The organism is Dyadobacter sp. CY312 (assembly GCF_021390535.1).
GTDB lineage: Bacteria > Bacteroidota > Bacteroidia > Cytophagales > Spirosomataceae > Dyadobacter.
Genome location: NZ_JAJUXG010000001.1, coordinates 665839 through 687914 on the forward strand (window position 1 = coordinate 665839; position 22076 = coordinate 687914).

At 42.2% G+C, this 22076-nt stretch carries 20 protein-coding genes; 16 read left to right on the forward strand and 4 right to left on the reverse strand.

What is annotated here, in order from left to right:
- The first annotated feature begins 420 nt into the window (after window positions 1–420).
- The 6 genes from LZG71_RS03075 (at window position 421) to LZG71_RS03100 (ending at window position 3933) form a co-directional block, all read left to right on the forward strand.
- Entirely contained in the window at window positions 421–609 is a 189-nt protein-coding gene (locus LZG71_RS03075) for a hypothetical protein (RefSeq protein ID WP_233816866.1), read from the forward strand.
- A 118-nt stretch (window positions 610–727) separates the two neighbouring features.
- Window positions 728–937: an aldo/keto reductase gene (locus LZG71_RS03080; RefSeq protein WP_255712668.1), complete on the forward strand. Its 210-nt coding sequence runs from the start codon at window positions 728–730 to the stop codon at window positions 935–937.
- Window positions 938–1207: 270 nt separating this feature from the next.
- A complete protein-coding gene (locus LZG71_RS03085; protein WP_233816870.1) occupies window positions 1208–1612 on the forward strand; it encodes an Rrf2 family transcriptional regulator in 405 nt (134 codons plus the stop codon).
- A gap of 36 nt (window positions 1613–1648) precedes the next feature.
- Window positions 1649–2302 carry an NAD(P)-dependent oxidoreductase gene (locus LZG71_RS03090; RefSeq protein WP_233816872.1) on the forward strand — a complete coding sequence of 218 codons (654 nt, stop codon included), beginning with the start codon at window positions 1649–1651 and terminating at the stop codon, window positions 2300–2302.
- A gap of 238 nt (window positions 2303–2540) precedes the next feature.
- Window positions 2541–3371, forward strand: coding sequence for a 4,5-DOPA dioxygenase extradiol (gene ygiD / locus LZG71_RS03095; RefSeq protein WP_233816873.1), 831 nt, complete (start codon window positions 2541–2543; stop codon window positions 3369–3371).
- Between the two features lie 115 nt (window positions 3372–3486).
- A complete protein-coding gene (locus LZG71_RS03100) occupies window positions 3487–3933 on the forward strand; it encodes an SRPBCC domain-containing protein (protein WP_233816875.1) in 447 nt (148 codons plus the stop codon).
- Window positions 3934–3977: 44 nt separating this feature from the next.
- Here LZG71_RS03100 and LZG71_RS03105 read toward each other — a convergent pair whose 3' ends face one another.
- Together LZG71_RS03105 and LZG71_RS03110 are read right to left on the reverse strand one after the other, a co-directional pair.
- The gene (locus LZG71_RS03105; protein WP_233816877.1) at window positions 3978–4430 is read right to left on the reverse strand and encodes an SRPBCC family protein; all 453 of its coding nucleotides are present in this window, start codon (window positions 4428–4430) and stop codon (window positions 3978–3980) included.
- A gap of 62 nt (window positions 4431–4492) precedes the next feature.
- Window positions 4493–6613 carry a Tex family protein gene (locus LZG71_RS03110; protein WP_233816879.1) on the reverse strand — a complete coding sequence of 707 codons (2121 nt, stop codon included), beginning with the start codon at window positions 6611–6613 and terminating at the stop codon, window positions 4493–4495.
- A gap of 140 nt (window positions 6614–6753) precedes the next feature.
- On the opposite strand from LZG71_RS03110, the gene LZG71_RS03115 reads away from it, so the two are divergent.
- On the forward strand, window positions 6754–7596 hold the full coding sequence (locus LZG71_RS03115) for a ThuA domain-containing protein (RefSeq protein ID WP_233816881.1): 843 nt from the start codon (window positions 6754–6756) through the stop codon (window positions 7594–7596).
- A gap of 304 nt (window positions 7597–7900) precedes the next feature.
- Here LZG71_RS03115 and LZG71_RS03120 read toward each other — a convergent pair whose 3' ends face one another.
- Window positions 7901–9124: an RsmB/NOP family class I SAM-dependent RNA methyltransferase gene (locus tag LZG71_RS03120; RefSeq protein WP_233816883.1), complete on the reverse strand. Its 1224-nt coding sequence runs from the start codon at window positions 9122–9124 to the stop codon at window positions 7901–7903.
- A 76-nt stretch (window positions 9125–9200) separates the two neighbouring features.
- On the opposite strand from LZG71_RS03120, the gene LZG71_RS03125 reads away from it, so the two are divergent.
- The 7 genes from LZG71_RS03125 (at window position 9201) to LZG71_RS03155 (ending at window position 14685) form a co-directional block, all read left to right on the forward strand.
- Entirely contained in the window at window positions 9201–9344 is a 144-nt protein-coding gene (locus LZG71_RS03125) for a hypothetical protein (RefSeq protein ID WP_233816885.1), read from the forward strand.
- On the forward strand, window positions 9328–9786 hold the full coding sequence (locus tag LZG71_RS03130; protein ID WP_233816887.1) for an SRPBCC domain-containing protein: 459 nt from the start codon (window positions 9328–9330) through the stop codon (window positions 9784–9786). The genes LZG71_RS03125 and LZG71_RS03130 overlap by 17 nt, the downstream gene beginning before the upstream one ends.
- Before the next feature lie 356 nt (window positions 9787–10142).
- Complete coding sequence (locus LZG71_RS03135) at window positions 10143–10580, forward strand: DUF2147 domain-containing protein (protein ID WP_233816889.1); 438 nt, start codon at window positions 10143–10145, stop codon at window positions 10578–10580.
- 122 nt (window positions 10581–10702) lie between these two features.
- Entirely contained in the window at window positions 10703–11716 is a 1014-nt protein-coding gene (locus tag LZG71_RS03140; RefSeq protein WP_233816891.1) for an LLM class flavin-dependent oxidoreductase, read from the forward strand.
- Window positions 11717–11768: 52 nt separating this feature from the next.
- A complete protein-coding gene (locus tag LZG71_RS03145) occupies window positions 11769–12716 on the forward strand; it encodes a YafY family protein (RefSeq protein ID WP_233816893.1) in 948 nt (315 codons plus the stop codon).
- Between the two features lie 11 nt (window positions 12717–12727).
- Window positions 12728–13261, forward strand: coding sequence for an NADPH-dependent FMN reductase (locus tag LZG71_RS03150; protein WP_233816895.1), 534 nt, complete (start codon window positions 12728–12730; stop codon window positions 13259–13261).
- A gap of 137 nt (window positions 13262–13398) precedes the next feature.
- Window positions 13399–14685, forward strand: a complete 1287-nt coding sequence (locus LZG71_RS03155) for an O-acetylhomoserine aminocarboxypropyltransferase/cysteine synthase family protein (protein ID WP_233816897.1) — start codon at window positions 13399–13401, stop codon at window positions 14683–14685.
- Between the two features lie 159 nt (window positions 14686–14844).
- Here the strand turns inward: LZG71_RS03155 and LZG71_RS03160 are convergent, their stop codons facing one another.
- Window positions 14845–16929 carry a S9 family peptidase gene (locus LZG71_RS03160; RefSeq protein WP_310587702.1) on the reverse strand — a complete coding sequence of 695 codons (2085 nt, stop codon included), beginning with the start codon at window positions 16927–16929 and terminating at the stop codon, window positions 14845–14847.
- 314 nt (window positions 16930–17243) lie between these two features.
- Between LZG71_RS03160 and polA the strand changes: the two genes are divergently transcribed.
- Both polA and LZG71_RS03170 read left to right on the forward strand, forming a co-directional pair.
- Window positions 17244–20120, forward strand: a complete 2877-nt coding sequence (gene polA / locus LZG71_RS03165; RefSeq protein ID WP_233816899.1) for a DNA polymerase I — start codon at window positions 17244–17246, stop codon at window positions 20118–20120.
- Window positions 20121–20319: 199 nt separating this feature from the next.
- A complete protein-coding gene (locus LZG71_RS03170) occupies window positions 20320–22044 on the forward strand; it encodes a family 16 glycoside hydrolase (protein ID WP_233816900.1) in 1725 nt (574 codons plus the stop codon).
- Window positions 22045–22076: the final 32 nt, after the last annotated feature.

Sequence of the window (22076 nt, forward strand, 5' to 3'; positions counted from 1 at the left end):
TAATCGCCTGAAGCTTGATTATGGCATGTCTTATTTTCGGATCATCCATGATCGAAGACTAGGGCGCCACCCCTTCTCAACTTACACACACCGCTTACTTTTCAATTCTGCTCCGTTTTGTAAATCAATATAATTTTATGCAATAGACCAGAAACAGAAAAACGATATAGTTAATACTTGCCATAATATTTTAATGTATAATACATTTAATATGTTTGTTACATACTAAACATTTTAAATGTCCATTATATACTAAAATATAACTACTATTAATAAGTATAATAAATATAAATTATTTGAAATGTATATTACTAATTAAAAGCACTTTACATATAATATTATAATATTTTTAATAAAAAATTAAAAGTATAAAGTATTTAAAGTAAATCATCTGAATAAAAGGAAGTTAAAACTATTTATTTGGAGATTGCACCCCTTAAAACCGGTGAAAATGTTTTTGGTTGGACCATTGATACACAAAAATCTTACCAGATTTCCGAAGGTATGTTGATGCAAGCTTCAATTTTATTGATACAGCAGATGCCAATTCCCTGGTTGGTTAAGGGATACATCGGTGGTGAATCCGAAGAAATAATGGCAGCTGGATGAAGTTTTAAGGGAATCGGAATGATGTAATTATGGGTAGCAAGATTGGTGTAGACATGAGGCAAGGCAAAAAAGATTTGAACAAGTCATACCTTCTCAAAACCGTGGGCACTTTTATGAGATGGCTAAAACAGATTGCATTTATTTGTATCAGACAAATTGCGATGATGAAAGCACGCCGGTAGAAGAGACGCTCAGTGCCTATTCTGAATTGATAAAATCCGGAAAAATTCGTTGGATTGGAGCTTCAAACCTGTCTCCTGAAAGACTGATTGAATCTCTCGCTGCAATTAAGACAAACGGACTACCTTCCTATCAGTCATTACAGTAAAAATACAATTTAGATGAGAGACAAAATTTTGAAAACAGCTGAAAAAAATTTGCACCTAACACAATCCGGGTGCCATCAATTACGATGTTCTTGCCGGTGGATTTCTAACAGGCAAATACCGGGGCGATGCTAGCGCATACTAATATTTCATGCTACAAGCCTACGGATTGTCAACAAATGGCAATCCGTTTTTTTTGCCTTTTTAAATTTAACGGAACTAAGTAATCAAAAGCATTGTACTATTACTGTAACAAAAATAATTACAGTATAATGGGCGGTAAATTTGCAGTATCTGTTCACATATTAAGCCTGCTGGCAACAGCCACAGACGAGTGGGTTTCTTCCGAATATCTGGCCGGGAGCATCAACATAAATCCGGTGCTTGTGCGCAAAGAGTTGATCAATTTACGCGAAAAAGGTTTGGTTAACAGCAAAGAAGGAAAATCGGGTGGCAGCCGCCTGGCAAAAAGTGCAAAAGATATCCTTATGGCAGATATATATCGTGCGGTAAGGGACAAAGATTTACTTGGAAAGTCTATCAACTCTCCAAATCCAGCCTGCCCGGTGGGACGACAAATTAACCAGTATCTGGACGACCTATACGAGGAGTCGGAGAAAGCATTGGTGAATAGCCTGGCGCGGAAAACACTGGCCGAGTTTAGTGCACAGTTTTAACAGAATTAATTTTTATAATCCATAAATCTCATAACAATGAAAATAGCCCTAATTGGAGCCACTGGTTTTGTCGGAGCCCTGGTTCTTACAGAACTTACAAAGCGCGGACATCAGGTAACTGCTATCGCACGTGATATCACGAAAATCGACACTTCGAATGAACATGTAAATGCAGTAAAAGCTGACGTGTCCAAAGAAGAAGAATTGATTGACGTGTTAAAAGGTCACGATGCTGTGGTAAGTGCTTACAATGCCGGATGGACTAATCCTGACCTATACAACCAGTTTTTAACGGTGTCGCAAACCATACAATCAGGTGTGACGAAAGCAGGCGTAAAAAGGCTCCTTGTAATCGGTGGTGCTGGAAGCCTGGAAGTGGCTCCGGGATTGCAACTTGTGGACACTCCCAAGTTTCCGGAAGCGTATAAAGCTGGTGCAGGTGCAGCGAGAGACTACCTCAATATTTTAAAAAAAGACACACATCTTGATTGGACTTTTTTAAGTCCGGCGATCGAAATGCATCCAGGCACTTCCCACTTCAAGAAAGGCACTTATCGTACGGGATTAGACAATCCGGTATTTGATGATAAAGGAAAAAGTGTCATTGCTGCTGAGGATCTCGCCGTTGCAATTGTCGACGAGCTGGAATCCCCAAAATTCGTTAAACAGAGATTTACAGTTGGATATTAATAATACACCACATACTTTATATTATTACTAAATTATTATAAAGTATTATACTTTTAGTATTTATGTAAAGTATATAATATATCATTAGTATAAAAGTATCTAAATTAATAACATGTGATGTATTTATAATTCACATTAAACTTATTGTTTTATTTAAAGTATAAAAAGTATGATACATCATTTAATATTAAATGTATTGTACTTTTTATAAGTAAGAATGATAATCAACAACTTAGATATGAATTTAAAGCATTTGAGAAATTTCGGAAGTGCATTGCCCTACTCCGACCTGATGCCAGCTCTGTTTCTTGGACATGGTTCTCCAATGAATGGTATTGAGAATAATCTTTTTACCGATGAGTGGAAGCGACTGGGAGAGAATATCCCAATGCCATCGGCAGTGATTGTTATATCGGCACATTGGCTTACAAAAGGGACGAAAATTACAGCGATGGAGTCGCCACAGACAATTCATGACTTTCGTGGTTTTCCGCAGGAGTTGTTCGACGTTAAATATCCGGCGCCTGGCAGTCCGGATCTGGCGCTTGAAACTTCGCGGCTAATTAAAAGCACAAATGTAGGCTTGGATCATGACTGGGGACTGGATCATGGAACCTGGACAGTAGTGAGGCATATGTATCCAAATGCGAATATTCCAATATTGCAATTGAGTATCGACTATGACAAACCTGCCGGTTATCACTATACATTGGCAAATGAATTAAGTTCGTTGAGAAGGAAAGGTGTGCTTATTGTCGGAAGTGGAAACCTGATACATAACCTGCGGATGATAGCCTGGGATAAAGCCAGCGAGCCTGAATATGGCTATGATTGGGCGCTGGAATTAAAGTTAAAAATGAAAGACCTTATTGAGGATGGTAACCATAAACCCCTGATAGAGTACGAGCAACTTGGCCCGGGCGCACGTTACGCCATACCGACTCCAGGCCACTATTTTCCGCTCATGTACACACTCGGATTGCAGACGAAAACAGAACACGCATCCCTTTTTAATGATGTCGCTGTAATGGGATCACTTACCATGACATCCGTCCAAATCGGGGAATAACCAAAGCGGTTTTCGACTTCAAGTTCCCCTCTTTTCTTGCGAAGCAGCGAATGTTTTGATTGGGTTATGGCATGATTTTTCTGTAAATTGGTGATAAACCATAAACCCATTTCATATGAATCGCAAACTAATTGCCACAACTTCCACATCCATTCATGCAACTCCCGCCGAAGTATGGGAAGCGCTGGTTAATCCGTCTATCATCAAACGTTACTTTCACGGTACTGATACGGTGACAGATTGGAAGCTCGGAAGTCCTATCACTTTTAATGGAGAATGGCAAGGCAAGCCATACATCGATAAGGGAACCATACTTGAAATCAATCCGGAAAGGGTTCTTAGTTATAGCTATTGGAGCTCCTTGTCCGGAACCGAGGATTTCGAAGACAATTATGCACACGTGACATATCATGTTTCACATTACGATGACGAAACAACGCTTACAATTACCCAGGACAACCTTGAAGATGACGCAGAAGTTGTGAAAGCAGAGGATAACTGGATGAACGTATCAAAGGCTATTAAACAAATAGTAGAGGAAACTTCCAGCCTCAGACGCTAGAAAAAGTTTCAGGCAACAACGCAGAAACGATTGTTGCCTGAATTTTACACAAATTTCCTGGTAAGAATTTCTCTCCGATATTTAAAAATTGAATCGACTTCCCTTTGAATGAATAACGCATCGACGACATTACCCAAAATACCCAAAGGAACTTTATAATTAAGGATATCCTCCATCAAAACGCCGCCATTCACCTCGGTGAAATGATGCTGGTGATGCCAAAATGCATATGGGCCAAACCGTTGCTCATCTACAAAATACTTTTTGGGTTCAACCCGCGTAATTTCAGTACACCATTTCAGGGGAATACCCAGTATGGGCTTCACAATATAACGTATAATCTGACCGGCATACATCTTTTCCCCATGATAACGGGAAGTTACAGTGAAGCCCATGTGAGGCGGTGTTATTGCCTGCAAATTAGCCGGGTTAGAAAAAAATGACCAGGCCTCATCCAGTGAAACAGGCAATTGCTGCTTAAAATATAATTCCCGCATGACGGTTGCTTTGTAAGAATGTGAATAGCGCTGCCAAGGTCTTAGAAATTATCGTGCCGTCATCAAATTCCTTTCATGCTGAGGGCAATTCTCTTTCTGCCTAAGTCCACCTCGGTCACTTTTACGTTTACAATTTGCTGAAGTTTCACAATTTCGTTCGGGTCTTTCACAAACCTGTCGGCCATTTGCGAAAGGTGAACTAGCCCATCCTGCTTCACGCCGATATCGACAAAAGCTCCAAATGCCGTGATGTTGGTTACGATGCCAGGCAAAAGCATTCCTACACGCAGATCTTCCGGCTTCCTTACTGAGCTGTCAAACTCAAATTTCTTTACCGGAGTTCTCGGATCTCTTGATGGCTTTTCTAATTCCTGCAAAATATCTTTTAAAGTTGGCAGCCCGATTGACGAACTGATGTATCTGGTTGGATCCAGCTGCTTTCTCAGTTCGGATTTTTGAAGTAAATCTTTAACGTTTGCGTTTACATCCTTTGCCATCCGTTCTACGATTGGATAACTTTCCGGATGTACAGCACTGTTATCCAACGGGTTAGTTCCATTTTCAATCCTCAAAAAGCCGGCTGCCTGTTCGAAAGCCTTTGCTCCGAGCCTCGGCACTTTTAACAATTGCTGCCTGGATTTGAAATTCCCGTTTTTAGCACGAAAATCTACGATATTTTGCGCCAGAACTGGTCCCAGCCCCGAAACATACCGCAGCAAATGCTTACTTGACGTGTTGAGATTTACGCCTACGGAATTCACGCAACTTTCTACGACTGTGTCCAAAGCATTCTTCAATGAATTTTGGTCCACATCATGCTGGTACTGCCCCACACCGATCGATTTGGGATCAATCTTTACCAGCTCAGCAAGGGGATCCATTAATCTCCTTCCAATAGAAACAGAGCCTCTGACGGTTACATCTTTATCTGGAAATTCTTCACGCGCCACATCTGAAGCCGAATAAATGGACGCCCCCTGCTCACTGACCATAAATAGTCCGACGCTATCGGTAAGCTTCGCACCTTCCAATAATTTCCTGACAAAATCTTCTGTTTCTCTGCCGGCTGTCCCATTACCCACAGCTACTGCCTCTATCCCATATTTTTCGATGAGTCCGCTTAACGTAGCTGCCGAATCCTGCGCTCTGTCGAACGGGTAAATGACTTTGTCTGCCAGCAGATTACCCTGTCCGTCAAGAACCACAACTTTACAGCCGGTTCTATAACCAGGGTCAATAGCGATAACATTTTTCTGACCGAGTGGAGACGCGAGTAACAACTGCCTCAGATTTTCAGTGAAAATCTGGATAGCCGCCACATCCGCCTTTTCCTTCGATAAGTTAGAGAATTCGGTTTCAATGGACGGTTTAAGCAAACGCTTGTAACCGTCCTCAATTGCCAGCTCCAACTGATCCTTGCAGGCATCACTTCCTCTGACAAAGATCCTGTCCAAACTTTGCAGTGCCTGATCTTCGTCCGGCGAGATGTCGACACTCAGAAAACCCTCCTCCTCACCTCTTCTCAAAGCCAGCAACCTATGAGACGGAATCCGCGAAAGTGGCTCTGAAAATTCAAAATAATCGCGGTATTTAGCCCCGTCTTCTTCCTTTTTCTTCTTTACTTTCGAAGTAATGATCGCACTGCGTTGGAAAAGATTCCGGATACGTCCTCTTGCGTCCTGATTTTCGTTAACCCATTCAGCAATGATATCTCTTGCCCCCTGCAATGCATCATCCACTGAGCCAACCTGTCCTTTCACAAAAACTTTTGCACCCTTTTCCGGGTCGTTTTCTTTGCCTGTAAATATCAGCCTTGCCAATGGCTCCAAGCCCTTTTCTATCGCAATGGAAGCTCTTGTTTTTCGTTTCTGTTTGTAGGGCAAATATAAATCTTCCAATTCGACCATCGAATAGACGCCCTCTATCTGCTTTTTGAGCTCAACAGTAAGCTTCCCTTGCTCTTCAATACTTTTCAGGATTGCCTCGCGTCGCTTTTCCACTTCCTGCTGCTTTTGCCAAGCCTCTTTAATAGCACCAATCTGCACTTCATCCAACCCGCCCGTTGCCTCTTTACGGTATCGGGCAATAAATGGCAGCGTTGCGCCCTCCTCAAACAATTGTATTGTGTTCCTGACCTGCTTTTCTGAAACAGCGGCTAGGTTCGAAATCAAAGCGAAATTCATATTCTTACATTAACGGTACTAAACAGATTTTGTAAAAGTAAGTAGTGTTTTAAAACATTCGTGTTTTATACATCATGTTTCATATCTATTTTCATACGGGCACGACTGCAAAAATGAAAAGCTAAATCAATCATATCACAATGAACAGTCCCCATCATTCTCTACACATCTCCCGATTTGCGTTTCATCTATTGTTGCTGATCATTTTGTCTTTTGAGCTAAGCGCCCAAAATACCAAATTTAAGGTTTTGGCCTTTTACACAGGGAAAAATGATGCTGCACACATCAGTTTCGTCACAGAAGCCAATGACTGGTTTACCAGGATCGGGAAAGTGCACAAGTTCAGCTATGAAGCCACCAGCGACTGGGCAATGCTGAATACGTCTTATATCCAAAACTATGACGTGCTTATATTCCTGGATACCCGTCCGGAATCCCCAGACCAGCGCATTGCCTTTGAAAACTATATGAAAAACGGTGGTGGTTGGCTTGGTTTTCATTTTTCAGCCTTTTGTCTTGCCAATTCTTCATTTCCCAACAATTGGGATTGGTACCACAACATCTTTTTGGGGTCAGGTCAGTACAAAAGCAATACCTGGCGCCCAACATCGGCAACGTTGCGAATTGAAAACAAAAACCATCCTGCTTTACAAGGCATTCCCGACATATTTACCGCAACACCTAATGAATGGTATAGATGGGAAAACGATCTGCGCAAGAACGCAGACATCAAAATTCTTGCTTATATAGATCCCAGCAGTTTCCCACTTGGAACCGGGCCAAAACCTCATGAGATATGGCATTCGGGAGATTACCCGGTTGTATGGACCAATCGAAATTACAAAATGGTTTATTTCAACATGGGGCACAATGATATAGATTACGAGGGTGGAACAAATCGCTCCTTATCCCAAACGTTTTCCAACGAAATTCAGGATAAGCTCATCATTAGTAGCCTGCTATGGATTGCACAAAAGCAATAACCATGACCAACCTTACATATCAAAAGGTTTCTATAAAATATATCACCAGCCAAACTCCATCTTGGATACAAGATTCACATAACTAATTAAATATAAATATTTTATATGCATTTAACAGTATTTATTACAATTAAATCTAACTAAGTTAGATTATATAACATCTGACAAATTTTTTTCTAATCAATGAAAATAAATATTAAATAACTAGTAATAAGCCAATTATAAACAACTCAGTTTTTCGAACAAGCTTACGCTACAATCACCAATCAAAGACACTTAATATAACTTTTACAATATGATATCCCTATTTCTTTTGCAAAAGGGCCATATAAAAACCATCGAAACCATCATTAGCAACGGATGTTCTGTGCTCTGAAATCAACTTCCACTGCTTGCCATTTTTCTTCACAAACTTCGCAACCTGTTCCTCGGATTCGGATGGAAGTATACTGCAGGTAGCATAAACCATCTTCCCACCCTTCTTGACCATCTGGCTGTACGTAGATAAAATATGCCACTGCACATTTTTGATTGTTTCAATGAATTGAGGTTTTAGCTTCCATTTGCTGTCAGGATTACGCCTTAAAACACCCAGACCAGAACACGGTACGTCCAGCAGCAATCGATCCGCGGTTTCGGATAGGCGGTCAATGACTTCGTCCGATGTAATTAGGAGCGTATCCAGGTTCACCACACCATTGCGCGTTGCACGCCGTTGTAATTCTGTGAGTTTATCTCCCTCAATATCCATCGCCAGCACAGATCCAGAGTTTTCCAGTAAGGCCGCCAGATGTAACGTTTTTCCGCCTGCTCCTGCGCACGCATCTACAACGCTCATGCCGGGTTTTACATCCAGATATGGAGCAATTAGTTGAGAACCAGCATCCTGAACTTCAAAAAAGCCAAGTTTATAAGCATCAATCCCTGATACATTTTTTCGTTTTTTTAACGTGAGGGCATTGGGTACCTGAGATAAAACCTGCGTTTCTTCCTCGCCAAGAACCTGCCTGACAGTCGCTATATCACTTTTTAATGTGTTCACCCTTAACACTAACGGTGCCTGCTTATTCAAGGCACCCAGCTCTGTGTCCCATTTATCGCCGAGCTCCTTTTCTCCGGTCTCATCAAGCCAGTCAGGAATGGATTCTGCGATTTTTCTAACCTGCAAAGCTTGCTTGTATAAATCCAGCACATGCTGCTTAATTATTTCATTAAATTCCGGCCATTCAGGCAAATCACCAGATACTTCTCCACCCAAATGTAAAGGCTTGACGATTTGCCATGCGCCAAAAATCATCCAGAATTCTTCAATATCCGTTGCCCGGTCAACACCTGCTACGTATTTAGCAAGACGCCACCACCTTACAATTTCGTAAGTGTTCTCTGCAATGAATGACCTGTCCCTTGCACCCCATTTTTTATTCGATTTCAACAATTGTTCTACCACGCGGTCAGCCTGGCGATTTTTAACAAAAATGTCTCGAAGCGCAGTGACCGTAGCCTCCGCTAATCCTTTATATATTTTCAAAATCGTTTCGTTATGTTCGGTAGTAAACCCCGAGTTCAGCCAGCTAATTTTCAAAGGTCGCTAAAAATGGTAATTCATGACCAGAAAAATCCAAAAAAGCGATCAGGGCACAGTTTTGGTGGTATCTGATCTGCATTGGAACTTGGGAAAGTCTAACAAGAAGAAAATTGGAAAAGAATTCATGGACCTCAAAACCTCATCACATGGAAGCAATAGTTGAAATAATTTGTCCGCCTGATCTAAGTTCAAGACCTATGCAAACCAGTTTTGAACGAAAAATGAGTTTGTCTGCAAACCAGTTGTATCATGCATGGATTTCTCAACTGGATTTATGGTTTGCCTCACCGGGATCCTTCATATCACAAGGAAAACCAAATACGCCTTATTTCTTTGAAACATATGCCAACGGATCCCGGATTCCACACTATGGCCGTTTTTTGAGAATGGAACCGGACAAGCTGATTGAGTTCACCTGGATTACCGAAGAAACGAATGGAACGGAAACGGTTATTACCATCAACTTAATTCCCAGTGAAATTGGCACGCTTCTCACACTTACGCACAAGGGATTTTCCAATGAAGCACAACGGCTGGTTCACACAAAAGCCTGGCCATACATTCTTGAACAATTAGAAATAAGAATGACAAGACCGGTAGATTAACAAGTGCAAGCGCTTCCCTCCTCTCAAGATTTCCATCAGATCAGGGATTCCATCATTGATCTTGAAATAGTTCTGTTTAGAATATTGCTGATATCTGTTGTATATTGCAGCATAGAAAACCGTATGATTGAACTTTTTTAAGTACGACCAATATTATAAAATTGGAATAGTACAAATAAAATCAAATATTAACGTTGATAAGAAAATTATACACTGATAAATTATAGGACTTAATACATTTAAACAGCCATTTAGATTTCTGCGAGTCTAAATTTTAAAAATTGTATTTAGGTTAAAATTTGAAATATTCTCACACTAAAAATTCATCAATAAGACGGACACAATTATACCCAACCATGCAGAAATTAGTTTTATCCATTATTATATTCCTTTTACCTCTGCTTATTTTTGCGCAGAATAACGAGGCTGATCAAATTCTAGGTGAATGGCTGAATGAGGAAAAGGATGAAAAAATCGAGATTTACAAAACTGGAAATTCCTATTTCGGGAAGGTGACATGGGCTGCAAACCTACTTGAAGCGGACGGACAAACTTCCAAAAAAGACGGCAAGAATCCCGACGAAAAGCACAAAGGCAGAAATCTTATAGACGCTACAATACTAAATAATTTCGCTTTTACAAATGGATTGTGGGACCGTGGAACCTTGTACGATTCTAAAAGTGGGAAAACATATAGTTGCATCATCAAGATGAAAAATAAGAAATTGGAGATACGTAGCTACGTCGGCGTTTCTTTGTTTGGAAAAAGTACTTACTGGGAGCGTCTTGAATAAAACCGTCGAGCTTAACTTCGTTTATAATCAATTCACTATACCGGATGATAGCCAAAATTGCTCTCCTGTCGGGAATATAAAACAAGATGTTCGTGTTGTCCTTGAAAGAAAGTACAACATACATGACAAATATAAAACTAGGCATTCTAGACCAATCCATTGTAAGACAAGGCACTACGGTCTCACAAGCGATTCAGGAAACAATAGAAACTGTCAAAGTTGCTGAGGAGCTTGGTTACAATCGTTTTTGGGTTTCCGAACATCACAATTCTACATTTATTGCCGGATCCACTCCCGAAGTCCTGATGGTGAAATTGGGCGACGTTACCTCCCGGATTCGGATCGGTTCCGGCGGCATAATGCTTCCCAACCACAGTGCACTGAAAGTAGCAGAAAATTTTCGGATGCTTGAGACTCTATTCCCCGGACGTATAGACCTTGGTATGGGTCGCGCGCCAGGCACAGACCGTATCACATCTTCTTTATTAAATCCTTCCAACGATTTTAGCGAAAGCAGCTATCTAAGGCAGCTAGATCATTTGCAGCACTTTTTCAGAGATACAGCCGGCACCGAGCGTGGCTTTATCTATGCCACCCCGCAGTCGCCAACGATCCCTATGCAATGGATTTTAAGTTCTAGCGGAGGCAGTAGCAATATTGCCGCCAAATATGGCATGGGGCTTGCTGTGGCCAAATTCATTAATGGCTTCGTAACCCCGCAAGTTGTTGATACGTATCGCAAAAATTTTCGTCCGTCGGATCAATATGCCCAGCCACAGGCTCTATTGTCAGTATTCGTTCTTTGCGGCGAAACCGAGGAGAAGGCGTTGGCAATGCGAAAGATGATGGATTACGTACTTGTAGAATTTGAGCGCGGTAAGTTTGGACCTTTCCCCGATGCCGAACAAGTCCAGAAATATCAATTTAACATGGGCGAATTAGAACGTATCCGGTACAATAGCGGACGCATCATTTCGGGAACACCAGACTCGGTGAAGGAACAACTTACCAGACTTGCAACGGATTTTGAGGTAGATGAAATCATCATATCTACTATGGCAGCAACGGCGGAAGACAGAATACGATCATTTGAATTAATTTCTGAGGAGTTTAAATTAAAAGAAGTGACGGCTTAGTGCTAATTTTGTTGCAGGAGAATGTCTTTTCCCGCAAACCAGATTAGCCTGAATGAACCGTTTTGACCGTATTACCGCAATTCTTATACAACTTCAATCACGCAGGGTTGTAAAAGCCCAGGACCTGGCCGACAGGTTTGAAATCAGTTTGCGGACGGTGTACAGAGATATGAACACGCTGGCAGAGGCTGGTGTGCCCATCATGGGAGAGGCTGGCGTTGGTTATTCGATCATGGATGGCTATCGTTTGCCGCCGATTATGTTTACAAAAGAGGAAGCCCGTACTTTCATTACAGCTGAAAAGCTAATGGAAAAATATACGGATCTGCAAACCATGTCTCAATATCAGTCCGCCATGTTTAAGATCAAGTCTGTGCTGAAAAACAGCGATAAGACAATGGTGGAATCTTTGGAAAATCACATTCAGGTAAGACGAAATAACTATGCGTTTAACTCTGCCAACAGCCACACACTCGACTCTTTGCTAAAAAGTATTTCCGAAAAGAAGGTTGCAAAAATTAGCTACACCGCCATGGGTGTAACAGAGCCAGGTGATCGGCTGATAGAACCGGTTGGTATTTATCATGAAACAAATTACTGGTATACCATCGCTTTCTGCCATCTGAGAAACGCGTACAGAAACTTCAGATCGGACAGAATTACGAATATTGAAATCTCAGAGCAATCATTTCGCTACAAACACGCTCCGCTTGATGACTTTTTGAACCAATTCAGGGAAAAGGAAAATCTGCAACTTGTTGTGATTAAGATAGATAAATCCGTAATGAGATACATTGGTCATCAGAAATATTACTATGGTTTTGTGTCTGAGAAATTGACCGACAAATATCTGGAAATGACCTTTCTCACCGAATCCCTGCCAATTTTTGCACGTTGGTATCTCATGATCGCCCCCAATGCAACCATTTTGGAGCCTTCGTCTCTAAAAGACCATGTGCAGGAATTAATAAGTGATATAGGTAAGAAATTACAACATTAAGAAGTAAACAGATGGAAAAGATAAGGATACTCGGAATTTCTGGCAGCCTTCGTGAAAGTTCAACAAATACTATTATTCTCAAAAACCTTGCGAAACTTCTGCCCGCACACGTAAGTTTCGATCTGTTTGGCGAACTTCATCTTATTCCGCCATTCAGTCCGGGAGATTTAGAAAGTGATTCCGTAAAGTCGATGAAGGAAAAAATCGGAAAAGCTGCGGGGGTAATCATATGCACACCGGAATACGCATTCGGTGTGCCCGGAACATTGAAAAATGCGCTTGACTGGACCGTGTCAACTGGTGAATTTAATGAAAAACCGGTGGCTGCTATCAGTGCGTCGCCACTCAATTCGGGAGGTGAAAAAGCACTGGCCTCTCTCCTGCTCACACTCACAGCCTTGGGGACATCACGCAACGAGAAGTCATCTCTGGCCATTCCAAATGTAAAATCAAAAATTAATTCCGACGGCATTGTTCAGGATGACCAGACTGTTTTATTATTACAAGATCAGGTAGACAATCTTTTAAAAATTATAGGGATATAATGCCATTAAGACGGAAATGATGCCTAATATTGGTATTATTTTATAAATTATACTTAAAATAAAAGACTATAATTTCTATATACTTTATAGAAATATGGTTACTTTTAGCATCTATTTACTTAAACATTCTCACGAAAATGAAATTTGAAACCTTGCAACTGCATGCCGGACAACAGCCCGATCCTGTGACTAATTCTCGTGCAGTACCTCTTTACCAGACTACATCCTACGTTTTCAATAACGCTGAGCATGCTGCTAACCTGTTCGCTTTAAAAGAGTTTGGCAACATATACACCCGGATCATGAATCCGACCAACGATGTTTTCGAAAAACGCATTGCCGCGCTTGAAGGCGGTGTTGCAGCTCTGGCAACCGCATCAGGACATTCTGCCCAGTTTATCGCTATCAATAATATTACTTCCGTCGGAGATAACTTCGTTACTACTTCATTCCTATATGGCGGATCTTTTAATCAGTTTAAAAATTCATTCAAGAATATAGGCGTTGAGGCACGATTTGCTGATGGCGATGATGTGTCGAGCTTTGAAAAACTGATTGATGAGAAAACAAAATTCATCTATCTGGAAACTATCGGTAACCCTAGTTACAGCGTTCCGGACTTTGAGGCTTTTGCAGCACTCGCCAATAAGCACGACCTGCCCCTGATCGTGGATAACACTTTTGGAGCAGCAGGAGCAATATTCCAACCTATTAAGCACGGCGCACACGTTGTTGTTCAGTCAGCCACCAAGTGGATCGGCGGGCACGGGACTTCCATAGGTGGTGTGATTGTGGATGCGGGAACTTACAATTGGGGAAATGGTAAATTCCCACAGTTCACCGAGCCTTCACCAAGCTATCATGGACTGGTATTTAATGATGTGTTTGGTATTGGGGGACCGTTTGGAAATATTCAGTTCATCATCAGAGCGCGCGTTGAAGGTTTACGCGACTGGGGGCCTTCCCTATCTCCTTTCAATTCCTTCCTCTTCCTGCAAGGTGTGGAAACACTATCGCTTCGGGTTGAAAGAATCGCCGAAAATGCACTGAAACTTGCTAAATGGCTTGAAACCCACCCAAAGGTTGAGAGTGTAAATTACATTGGTCTTGAAGGCAATAAGTATCACAATCTTGCGAAGAAATACCTTACAAGAGGATTCGGAGGTGTATTATCTTTTGCTGTTAAGGGAGACAAAAAGGTTGCAGAAGCATTCGTTGACAAGTTGGAACTGATCAGTAATCTTGCAAACGTAGGTGATGCAAAAACACTGATCATCCACCCTGCGTCGACAACGCACTCTCAGCTATCAGAATCAGAGCAAATTGCAGCCGGCGTATTGCCTACTCAGCTTCGTCTTTCAGTTGGAATTGAGCACATTGACGATATCATCGCGGATATTGAACAGTCTCTGGGGCAGATTTAATGCCGGGTAATTTCACGCAAAGTTGAAAAGAAGTGAAAAGCAAAGACCGCAAAGTTATATGTGCGGTCTTTGCTTTTTTATTTAAATCTCGGTATCGGAGATAAATTGATTATGACATCGACTCCTAATGGCCAAGAGCTAGTTGCCAACAGCTATTAGCTAGTTAGTAATTCCTTCCAAGGCGAAAAGAAATGCGTATTGCAGCGCAATTTCTTTCAAGTACTCAAATCTTCCTGATGCTCCTCCATGGCCTGCTTCCATGTTTGTTTTAAGCAAAAGTATATTGTTGTCCGTCTTGTGCACACGCAGCCTTGCTACCCATTTAGCTGGTTCAAAATATTGTACCTGGCTATCGTGTAAACCGGTAGTGACCAACATATTCGGATAGTCCTTCGCCCCGACGTTATCGTAAGGAGAATAAGATTTCATGTAATCATAAAATTCCTTTTCTTTCGGATTTCCCCATTCATCAAACTCATTGGTTGTCAGCGGAATTGATTCGTCTAACATCGTGGTTACCACGTCTACAAACGGAACATCAGCAATAATTCCATTCCATAAATCCGGACGAATATTGGCAATAGCGCCCATCAGCAGCCCCCCTGCACTTCCTCCTTCGGCGTATAGATGCGCCTTGGAGGTATAGTTTTCAGCGATCAGATATTCTCCGCAGGCAATAAAATCGTCAAACGTATTCTTCTTTTTAAACAATTTGCCATCTTCATACCATTGGCGCCCCATTTCCTGTCCACCCCGCACGTGTGCGATGGCAAAGACGAAACCGCGGTTCAGCAAACTAAGCCTGTTGGAGCTGAAACCCGCATCCATGCTGTTTCCATAAGACCCGTAGGCGTAAAGCAGTAAAGGGGATTCGCCATTTTTGTCAAATCCGCTTTTATACACCAGCGAGATTGGAATCTGCTGCCCATCGTGTGAGGTAGCGTAAAGTCTTTCGGTCACGTAGTTAGCCGGCTCGTATCCTCCCACAACTTCCTGCCGCTTCTTTAATTCCTTCGCTTTGGTCTGCATATCATAATCGTACACCGAATTAGGCGTTGTAAGCGATGTATAGATGTAACGCAACGAAGTAGTATTGAACTCCGGATTGGATCCTGTGTAGGCTGCATAAGCTGGTTCACCGAAATCAACATAATGCTCCTCCCCGCTTCCGTTATTCCTGATTCTAAGTTGCAGCAAGCCATTTTTCCTTTCAGTCACAACCAGGAAGTCCCTGAAAACATCAATTCCTTCAAGCAAAACATCTTCACGGTTTGCTATTACCTCTTTCCAGTTCTCTACACCGGTTTTGTCAAGCGGTGTTTCCATCAACCGGAAATTGAGCGCATCCTTATTGGTTACGATCAGGAATTTATCATTTTGATGTTCGATGTCATACAGCACATCTTTCATCCTCGGCTGAAATACAGTGAAATCACCTTCCGGTGTGTCGGCATTCAAAATCATATACTCAGATGACATCGTCGCGGAAGAAGCGATCACGATAAATTGCTCCGATTTTGTCTTACCAACACCGATGTAATTGCTGTTGTCAAGCTCGGTATAAACCACTACATCCAGCGTCTCATCCGTACCAAGTTTATGTCGTTTTATCTTTTCACTCAACAGGGTTTTAGGATTGGTAGCCGTGTAGAACAGGGTCTGATTGTCGTTGCCCCATTCCGAACCACCGCTCGTCGGAAATATCGAATCGGAGAGTAATTCCCCTGTTTCGAGATCCTTGACATGGATGGTATATTGCCGCCTCGAAACCGTGTCGACACCATAGGCTAGGAGTCTGTTATCAGGGCTAATATTGAAGCCGGAAACGGAGTAATAAGAGTGACCTTCCGCCATCGCATCCACATCCAGCAGCATCTCCTCAGGTGCCGAAAGTGATCCCTTTTTTCTGCAATATTTGAAGTACTGTTGCCCCTCTTCGCTTCTTGTGTAATAGTAGTATCCGTTACTAAAAACAGGCACCGATTCATCCGTTTCTTTGATGCGGGATTTCATCTCAGAAAACAGATCTGACTGAAACTTATTTGTCCCTGCCATCATCGTTTCTGTATATTCATTCTCCGCCTTAAGGTGATTTACGACCAGATCGCTATCCGGCCCGGTTCTAAAAAAATCACCCATCCAGTAGTATTCATCATTCCTAAGATCCCCGTGCATCCCGGTTTCATATGCCTTTTGTTCTGCTAGCGGCGGCACAGCCACCGGCCACTTATATGTTTGCTTCACTCTAAAATTGGTTAATACTAAAAAATCACAACAACTAAATCTCCCTAAATAATTCTCACAGAGGCTAAAAACAAACTTTTTAATTAAATGTAAAGTATTCTGTTAAAGTTTAATTATTTTAATAAGTACAATACATTTAATTTTAAAATATAGTTTATAAAATATAATTCATTTTATACATGAAATACTTTATAAATGTATAAAATGTTTAATTAAAATAATACTTATTATATTTCATTCACTACAAAATTGATATGTAAATCTGAATCGTCCTGCGCAACCATTATATTTGAACTTCGAAATTAACAGTTCTCATGGATAAACCCGTTCACAAGCTTTTCCTGCTCGACGCAATGGCGTTGATTTACCGCGCACACTTTGCATTTATCAAGGCTCCAAGAATCACTTCAAAGGGCTTAAATACCAGCGCCGTTTTTGGGTTTACCAATACGCTTCTGGAAGTCCTGCAAAAAGAAAAACCGACCCACATCGGTGTGGCCTTTGACACCTCTGCTCCCACGTTCAGACATGTACAATATGAGGCATACAAAGCCCAGCGTGAAGCACAGCCGGAAGACATCACAGTAGCTATTCCTCTGGTAAAAAAGTTACTCGAAGCGATGTGTATTCCGATCCTTGTACTGGACGGTTTTGAAGCCGATGATATCATCGGGACCATTGCCAAGGAAGCATCAAGAGAAGGCTTCGAGGTATACATGATGACGCCCGATAAGGACTATGGCCAGTTGGTGGAAGAGTACGTGCACATGTATAAACCGGCGTTCATGGGCAAGGGTGCAGAGAAGCTGGGTGTTCAGGAAATCCTGGATCGCTGGCAGATAAAACGGATCGATCAGGTGATTGATATTCTTGGTCTGATGGGTGATGCAGTCGATAACATTCCGGGTATACCAGGCGTTGGAGAAAAAACTGCACAGAAGTTAATAGCTGAATACGACACGCTCGAAAACATGCTGGCGCACGCCCATGAGATCAAAGGCAAACTGGGGGAAAAGATCCGGGAATTTGGAGACCAGGCGATCCTGAGCAAACAGCTGGCCACGATCGATATCAATGTTCCGGTTCCGTTTGATGCGGAGGATCTCACGGTTTGCGCTCCAAATACTGAAAAGATCATCTCCTTATTTGATGAGCTGGAATTTAAGACACTCCGGCAACGCGTATTGGGCACTGCACAACCAACCCTCACTCCTGCGCCTGCCAAGGCCAAACCGGTAAACAAAACCGGACAGATGGACTTGTTTGGTAATCCAACCGAAGAAATCGGACAGCAGCCGGCAATTATCAGCGAAAATATTTCAGATCCGAATGTGGTGCCGTATGATCCGGAAAATGAGGGTGAACATTCGGTAACCAAACGGACTATAGACAATACACTGCACAGATACCACACCGTGGACACACCTGAACTGATGACGAGCCTGGCTCATTATCTTAGTTTACAGGAGGCCATTTGTTTTGATACAGAAACAACTTCCTTAGATGCGGTGGATGCCGAACTTGTGGGTATTTCATTTGCATACCTTGCGGGCGAAGCTTTTTATATTCCTGTTCCTGCTGATCAGACGCTTGCTCAGGAAATTGTAGAAAGGTTCAGGGGCGTATTTGAAAACGAAACCATTGAAAAAATTGGTCAGAATATTAAATATGACCTTTTGGTCCTGAAAAATTATGGCATTGAAGTGAAGGGGAAACTCAGCGATACCATGCTTGCCCATTATTTGCTTCAACCTGACAAGCGACATGGTATGGATATCCTGGCAGCGTCGTACCTTAATTACGAGCCTGTATCCATCACTTCTCTCATTGGTAAAAAAGGTGTTAAACAAAGCACCATGCGCGATGTGGGCATTCCTGAGATTACGCAGTATGCCGGCGAAGATGCAGATATTACATTACAGCTGAATACGATTTTCCGATCGCAATTACCGAAAGTAAATGCAGAGAAATTGTTTCAATCCGTTGAAATGCCTTTGGTTACTGTTTTGGCGGGGATGGAAAGCAAGGGTGTAAGACTCGACATTAATGCACTGAAAGAAATGTCAGCCGTGCTTGAAAGCGATATACGCCAAACTGAATCTGAAATATTTGAGATAGCTGGGCAGCCTTTCAATATCAGCTCCCCCAAACAATTGGGTGAAATACTGTTTGATCAGATGAAACTGATTGACAAACCGAAAAAGACAAAAACAGGACAATACGCAACCGGTGAGGAAATCCTGTCAGACCTTGAAAATGATCATGCAATTGCAAGGAAAATACTGGATTACCGGGAATTGCAAAAGTTGAAATCTACCTATGTAGATGCGTTGCCAACATTGGTTAGTCCGCGCACGGGCAGAATTCATACCTCTTACAACCAGGCAGTAGCAGCAACAGGAAGGCTGAGCTCTACCAATCCGAATCTTCAAAATATTCCAATCAGAACGCCAAGAGGACGCGAGATCAGAAAAGCGTTCGTTCCCGACAACGATGATTTCCAGATACTGTCGGCGGATTACTCGCAAATTGAGCTGAGGATCATGGCTGCGTTCAGCAGGGATGAAAGTATGATCGAAGCGTTTAATCAGGGAAGGGATATTCACTCCACAACGGCCAGTAAAGTGTTTAAGGTGCCACTGGAAGAAGTAACGTCAGACATGCGCCGGAAATCCAAAATGGTAAATTTTGGTATCATCTATGGAATTTCCGCATTTGGTCTTAGTCAAAGACTGGCCATTCCGAGAGGCGAAGCCGCAGAGATTATCAAGGCCTATTTCGAAGAATTCCCGGCTGTAAAAGGATACATGGATCAAGTTGTGAATGACGCCCGCGAGCGTGAATACGTGGAGACTATTCTGGGAAGAAGACGATACGTGCCGGATATCAACTCCCGCAACCAAACCAACCGTGGTTATGCGGAACGAAATGCCATAAATGCACCTATTCAGGGTTCTGCGGCAGACATGATCAAAGTAGCTATGATCAATATTCATGATTTTATTGAAAATGAAAAGTTGAAATCACGCATGATATTACAAGTGCATGATGAATTGGTTTTTGATGCGCATCGGGATGAGATCGTCCTCTTAAAAGAAAAAGTAGATGAACTGATGCGAACCGCCATCCCATTACCAGTCAAAATGGAAACCGGGATCGGAATTGGTGCCAACTGGCTTGAAGCTCATTAAAACATTCAGAAAACTTAGCAAAGGTCATCTTCGGGATGGCCTTTGTTCGTTTTACACCAAGTGTTTGGCATTGCATTCAAATCCAGGATTTCTGCTACCAGTCGGTTTCTTTTAAAAATTCCTAAATATTCACGATATATTAGTAGAAAAAAGTGCGAACTTCGCTTATAATTGTAAACTTTACACTTAATACTTCTCAATGCAAACATTTATTCGCAAGTTTTCCTTGCTTTTACTGGCGTCCCCCCTCGCTGTAATGGGGCAAAACGGCAAAGGCAACTATACTCCTCTACCGCTTAAAGACCTGAGTGCATTCGAAAAGAAAGCGTCAAATTGGTCTGTGCAGTCGGGTTTCTCCATTAACCCGGTAAGCACTTCGAAAGCTACACTAACACCCGGAGAAGGTATTTTGGTGGGAACTCCGGGCAGCAGCATCACCTCAAAAGTTAAAGCCGGCGACCTTCGTCTTTCTGTTGAATTCATGGTGTCGCCAGGTGCTGAGGGGTATGTGATACTTCCTGGAAACCAAAAGGTACTGATTTCGGACAACGGTGGCGGTAATGAGACTAATTCGTTAACCTCGGGCTACATTGGTCAGTTTCCAATTCAAAATGCCGCAAAAGCCCCGGGACTATGGCAATCTCTCGAACTGGCTTACGATGCTGCCGTTCCTCAGTTGCCAAATTCAGCCAGATTAAATAAGCTTTCATTAAACGGAGTCACTGTTCTCGAAACGGTGTATCTGCCTCTGACCAATCCTGTTACAACAGAACCTATATCGTTTGAAGTAAAAAAAGGAACAATCGCTTTCCGAAATATTGGCTATCAATTGCTGGCTAGTCGCAAACCGGTTATCCTGGAAAACCTTACTTACAAAGTATTTTCCGACAAATGGGACAGCAAAACATACGAAAAACTTAGCCACGAAGGCAAGGCAACTACACTTACCCAGGAAGTTACCAACGGGATGCGTGAGTTTCACCTGTTTTACGAAGGAGACATTGAAGCCACAGAAGCAGGAGATTACATTTTTACAACGATCTATCAGGGAAATGTATTTTCGCTTGATGTGGATGGAAAAAATGTGATCAACACAGGAGAAAGTTCTTCGCAGGAAAATCACTCCGGCACGGTTGCACTGACGCAAGGAAAGCATAAATTCAAACTACACTACTCCCGTTTTCCATGGAGACAGCCAGCGTTGGGTCTCAGGGTGGAAAAAGCCGGAATCCGTCCATACGATCTGCACGTTTTGTCTTCACTACCAGAACCTGAACCAAAACCTTACATCAGTGTTACTCCGGACATGAGGCCGGAAATGGTTCGCTCTTTTATCCTGCTTGATGGTGAGAAAAACAAACGTACGCACTGTATCTCTGTTGGTAGCCCGCAAGGTTGGAACTATACCGTTGATCTTAGTCGGGGCGCACTATTGCAGGCCTGGAGAGGACAATTTGCCAACGTTACCGAAATGTGGTACGAACGCGGTGAGCCACAACTTTTGTTTCCTGCCGGTCTTACGGTGCCTGTTTCCGGAAAAAGCAGTCTGGCAGTTCTTGAAAATGCAAGGGCTGCATGGAAAGACTCATCGGACATTAATTTCCTTGGTTATAAACTGGACGGACAAGGCATACCTGCATTCCGCTATGCAATTGGTGGAGCAACCATAAGTGATAAGATGGTTTCCGGAAGTAACGGAATTACAAGAAGTTTTCAGGTGGAGGGTACTCCCAAAGGAAATATTTACGCTTTATTAGGCAGTGGGAAAGACATTGTTTTAGTTGAAAAAGGTCTTTATCAGATTGATAACCGCTATTATGTCCAGCTTGATAAAAAAGCAGGAGCAATGATACGCCCTTCCGGTGAAGGAAAAGAACTGATCCTGCCCATATCCGGTGCAACTTCTTACACCATGTTCTGGTAAGCATTGCAGTTTTAAAATTTCCGACTTTATTT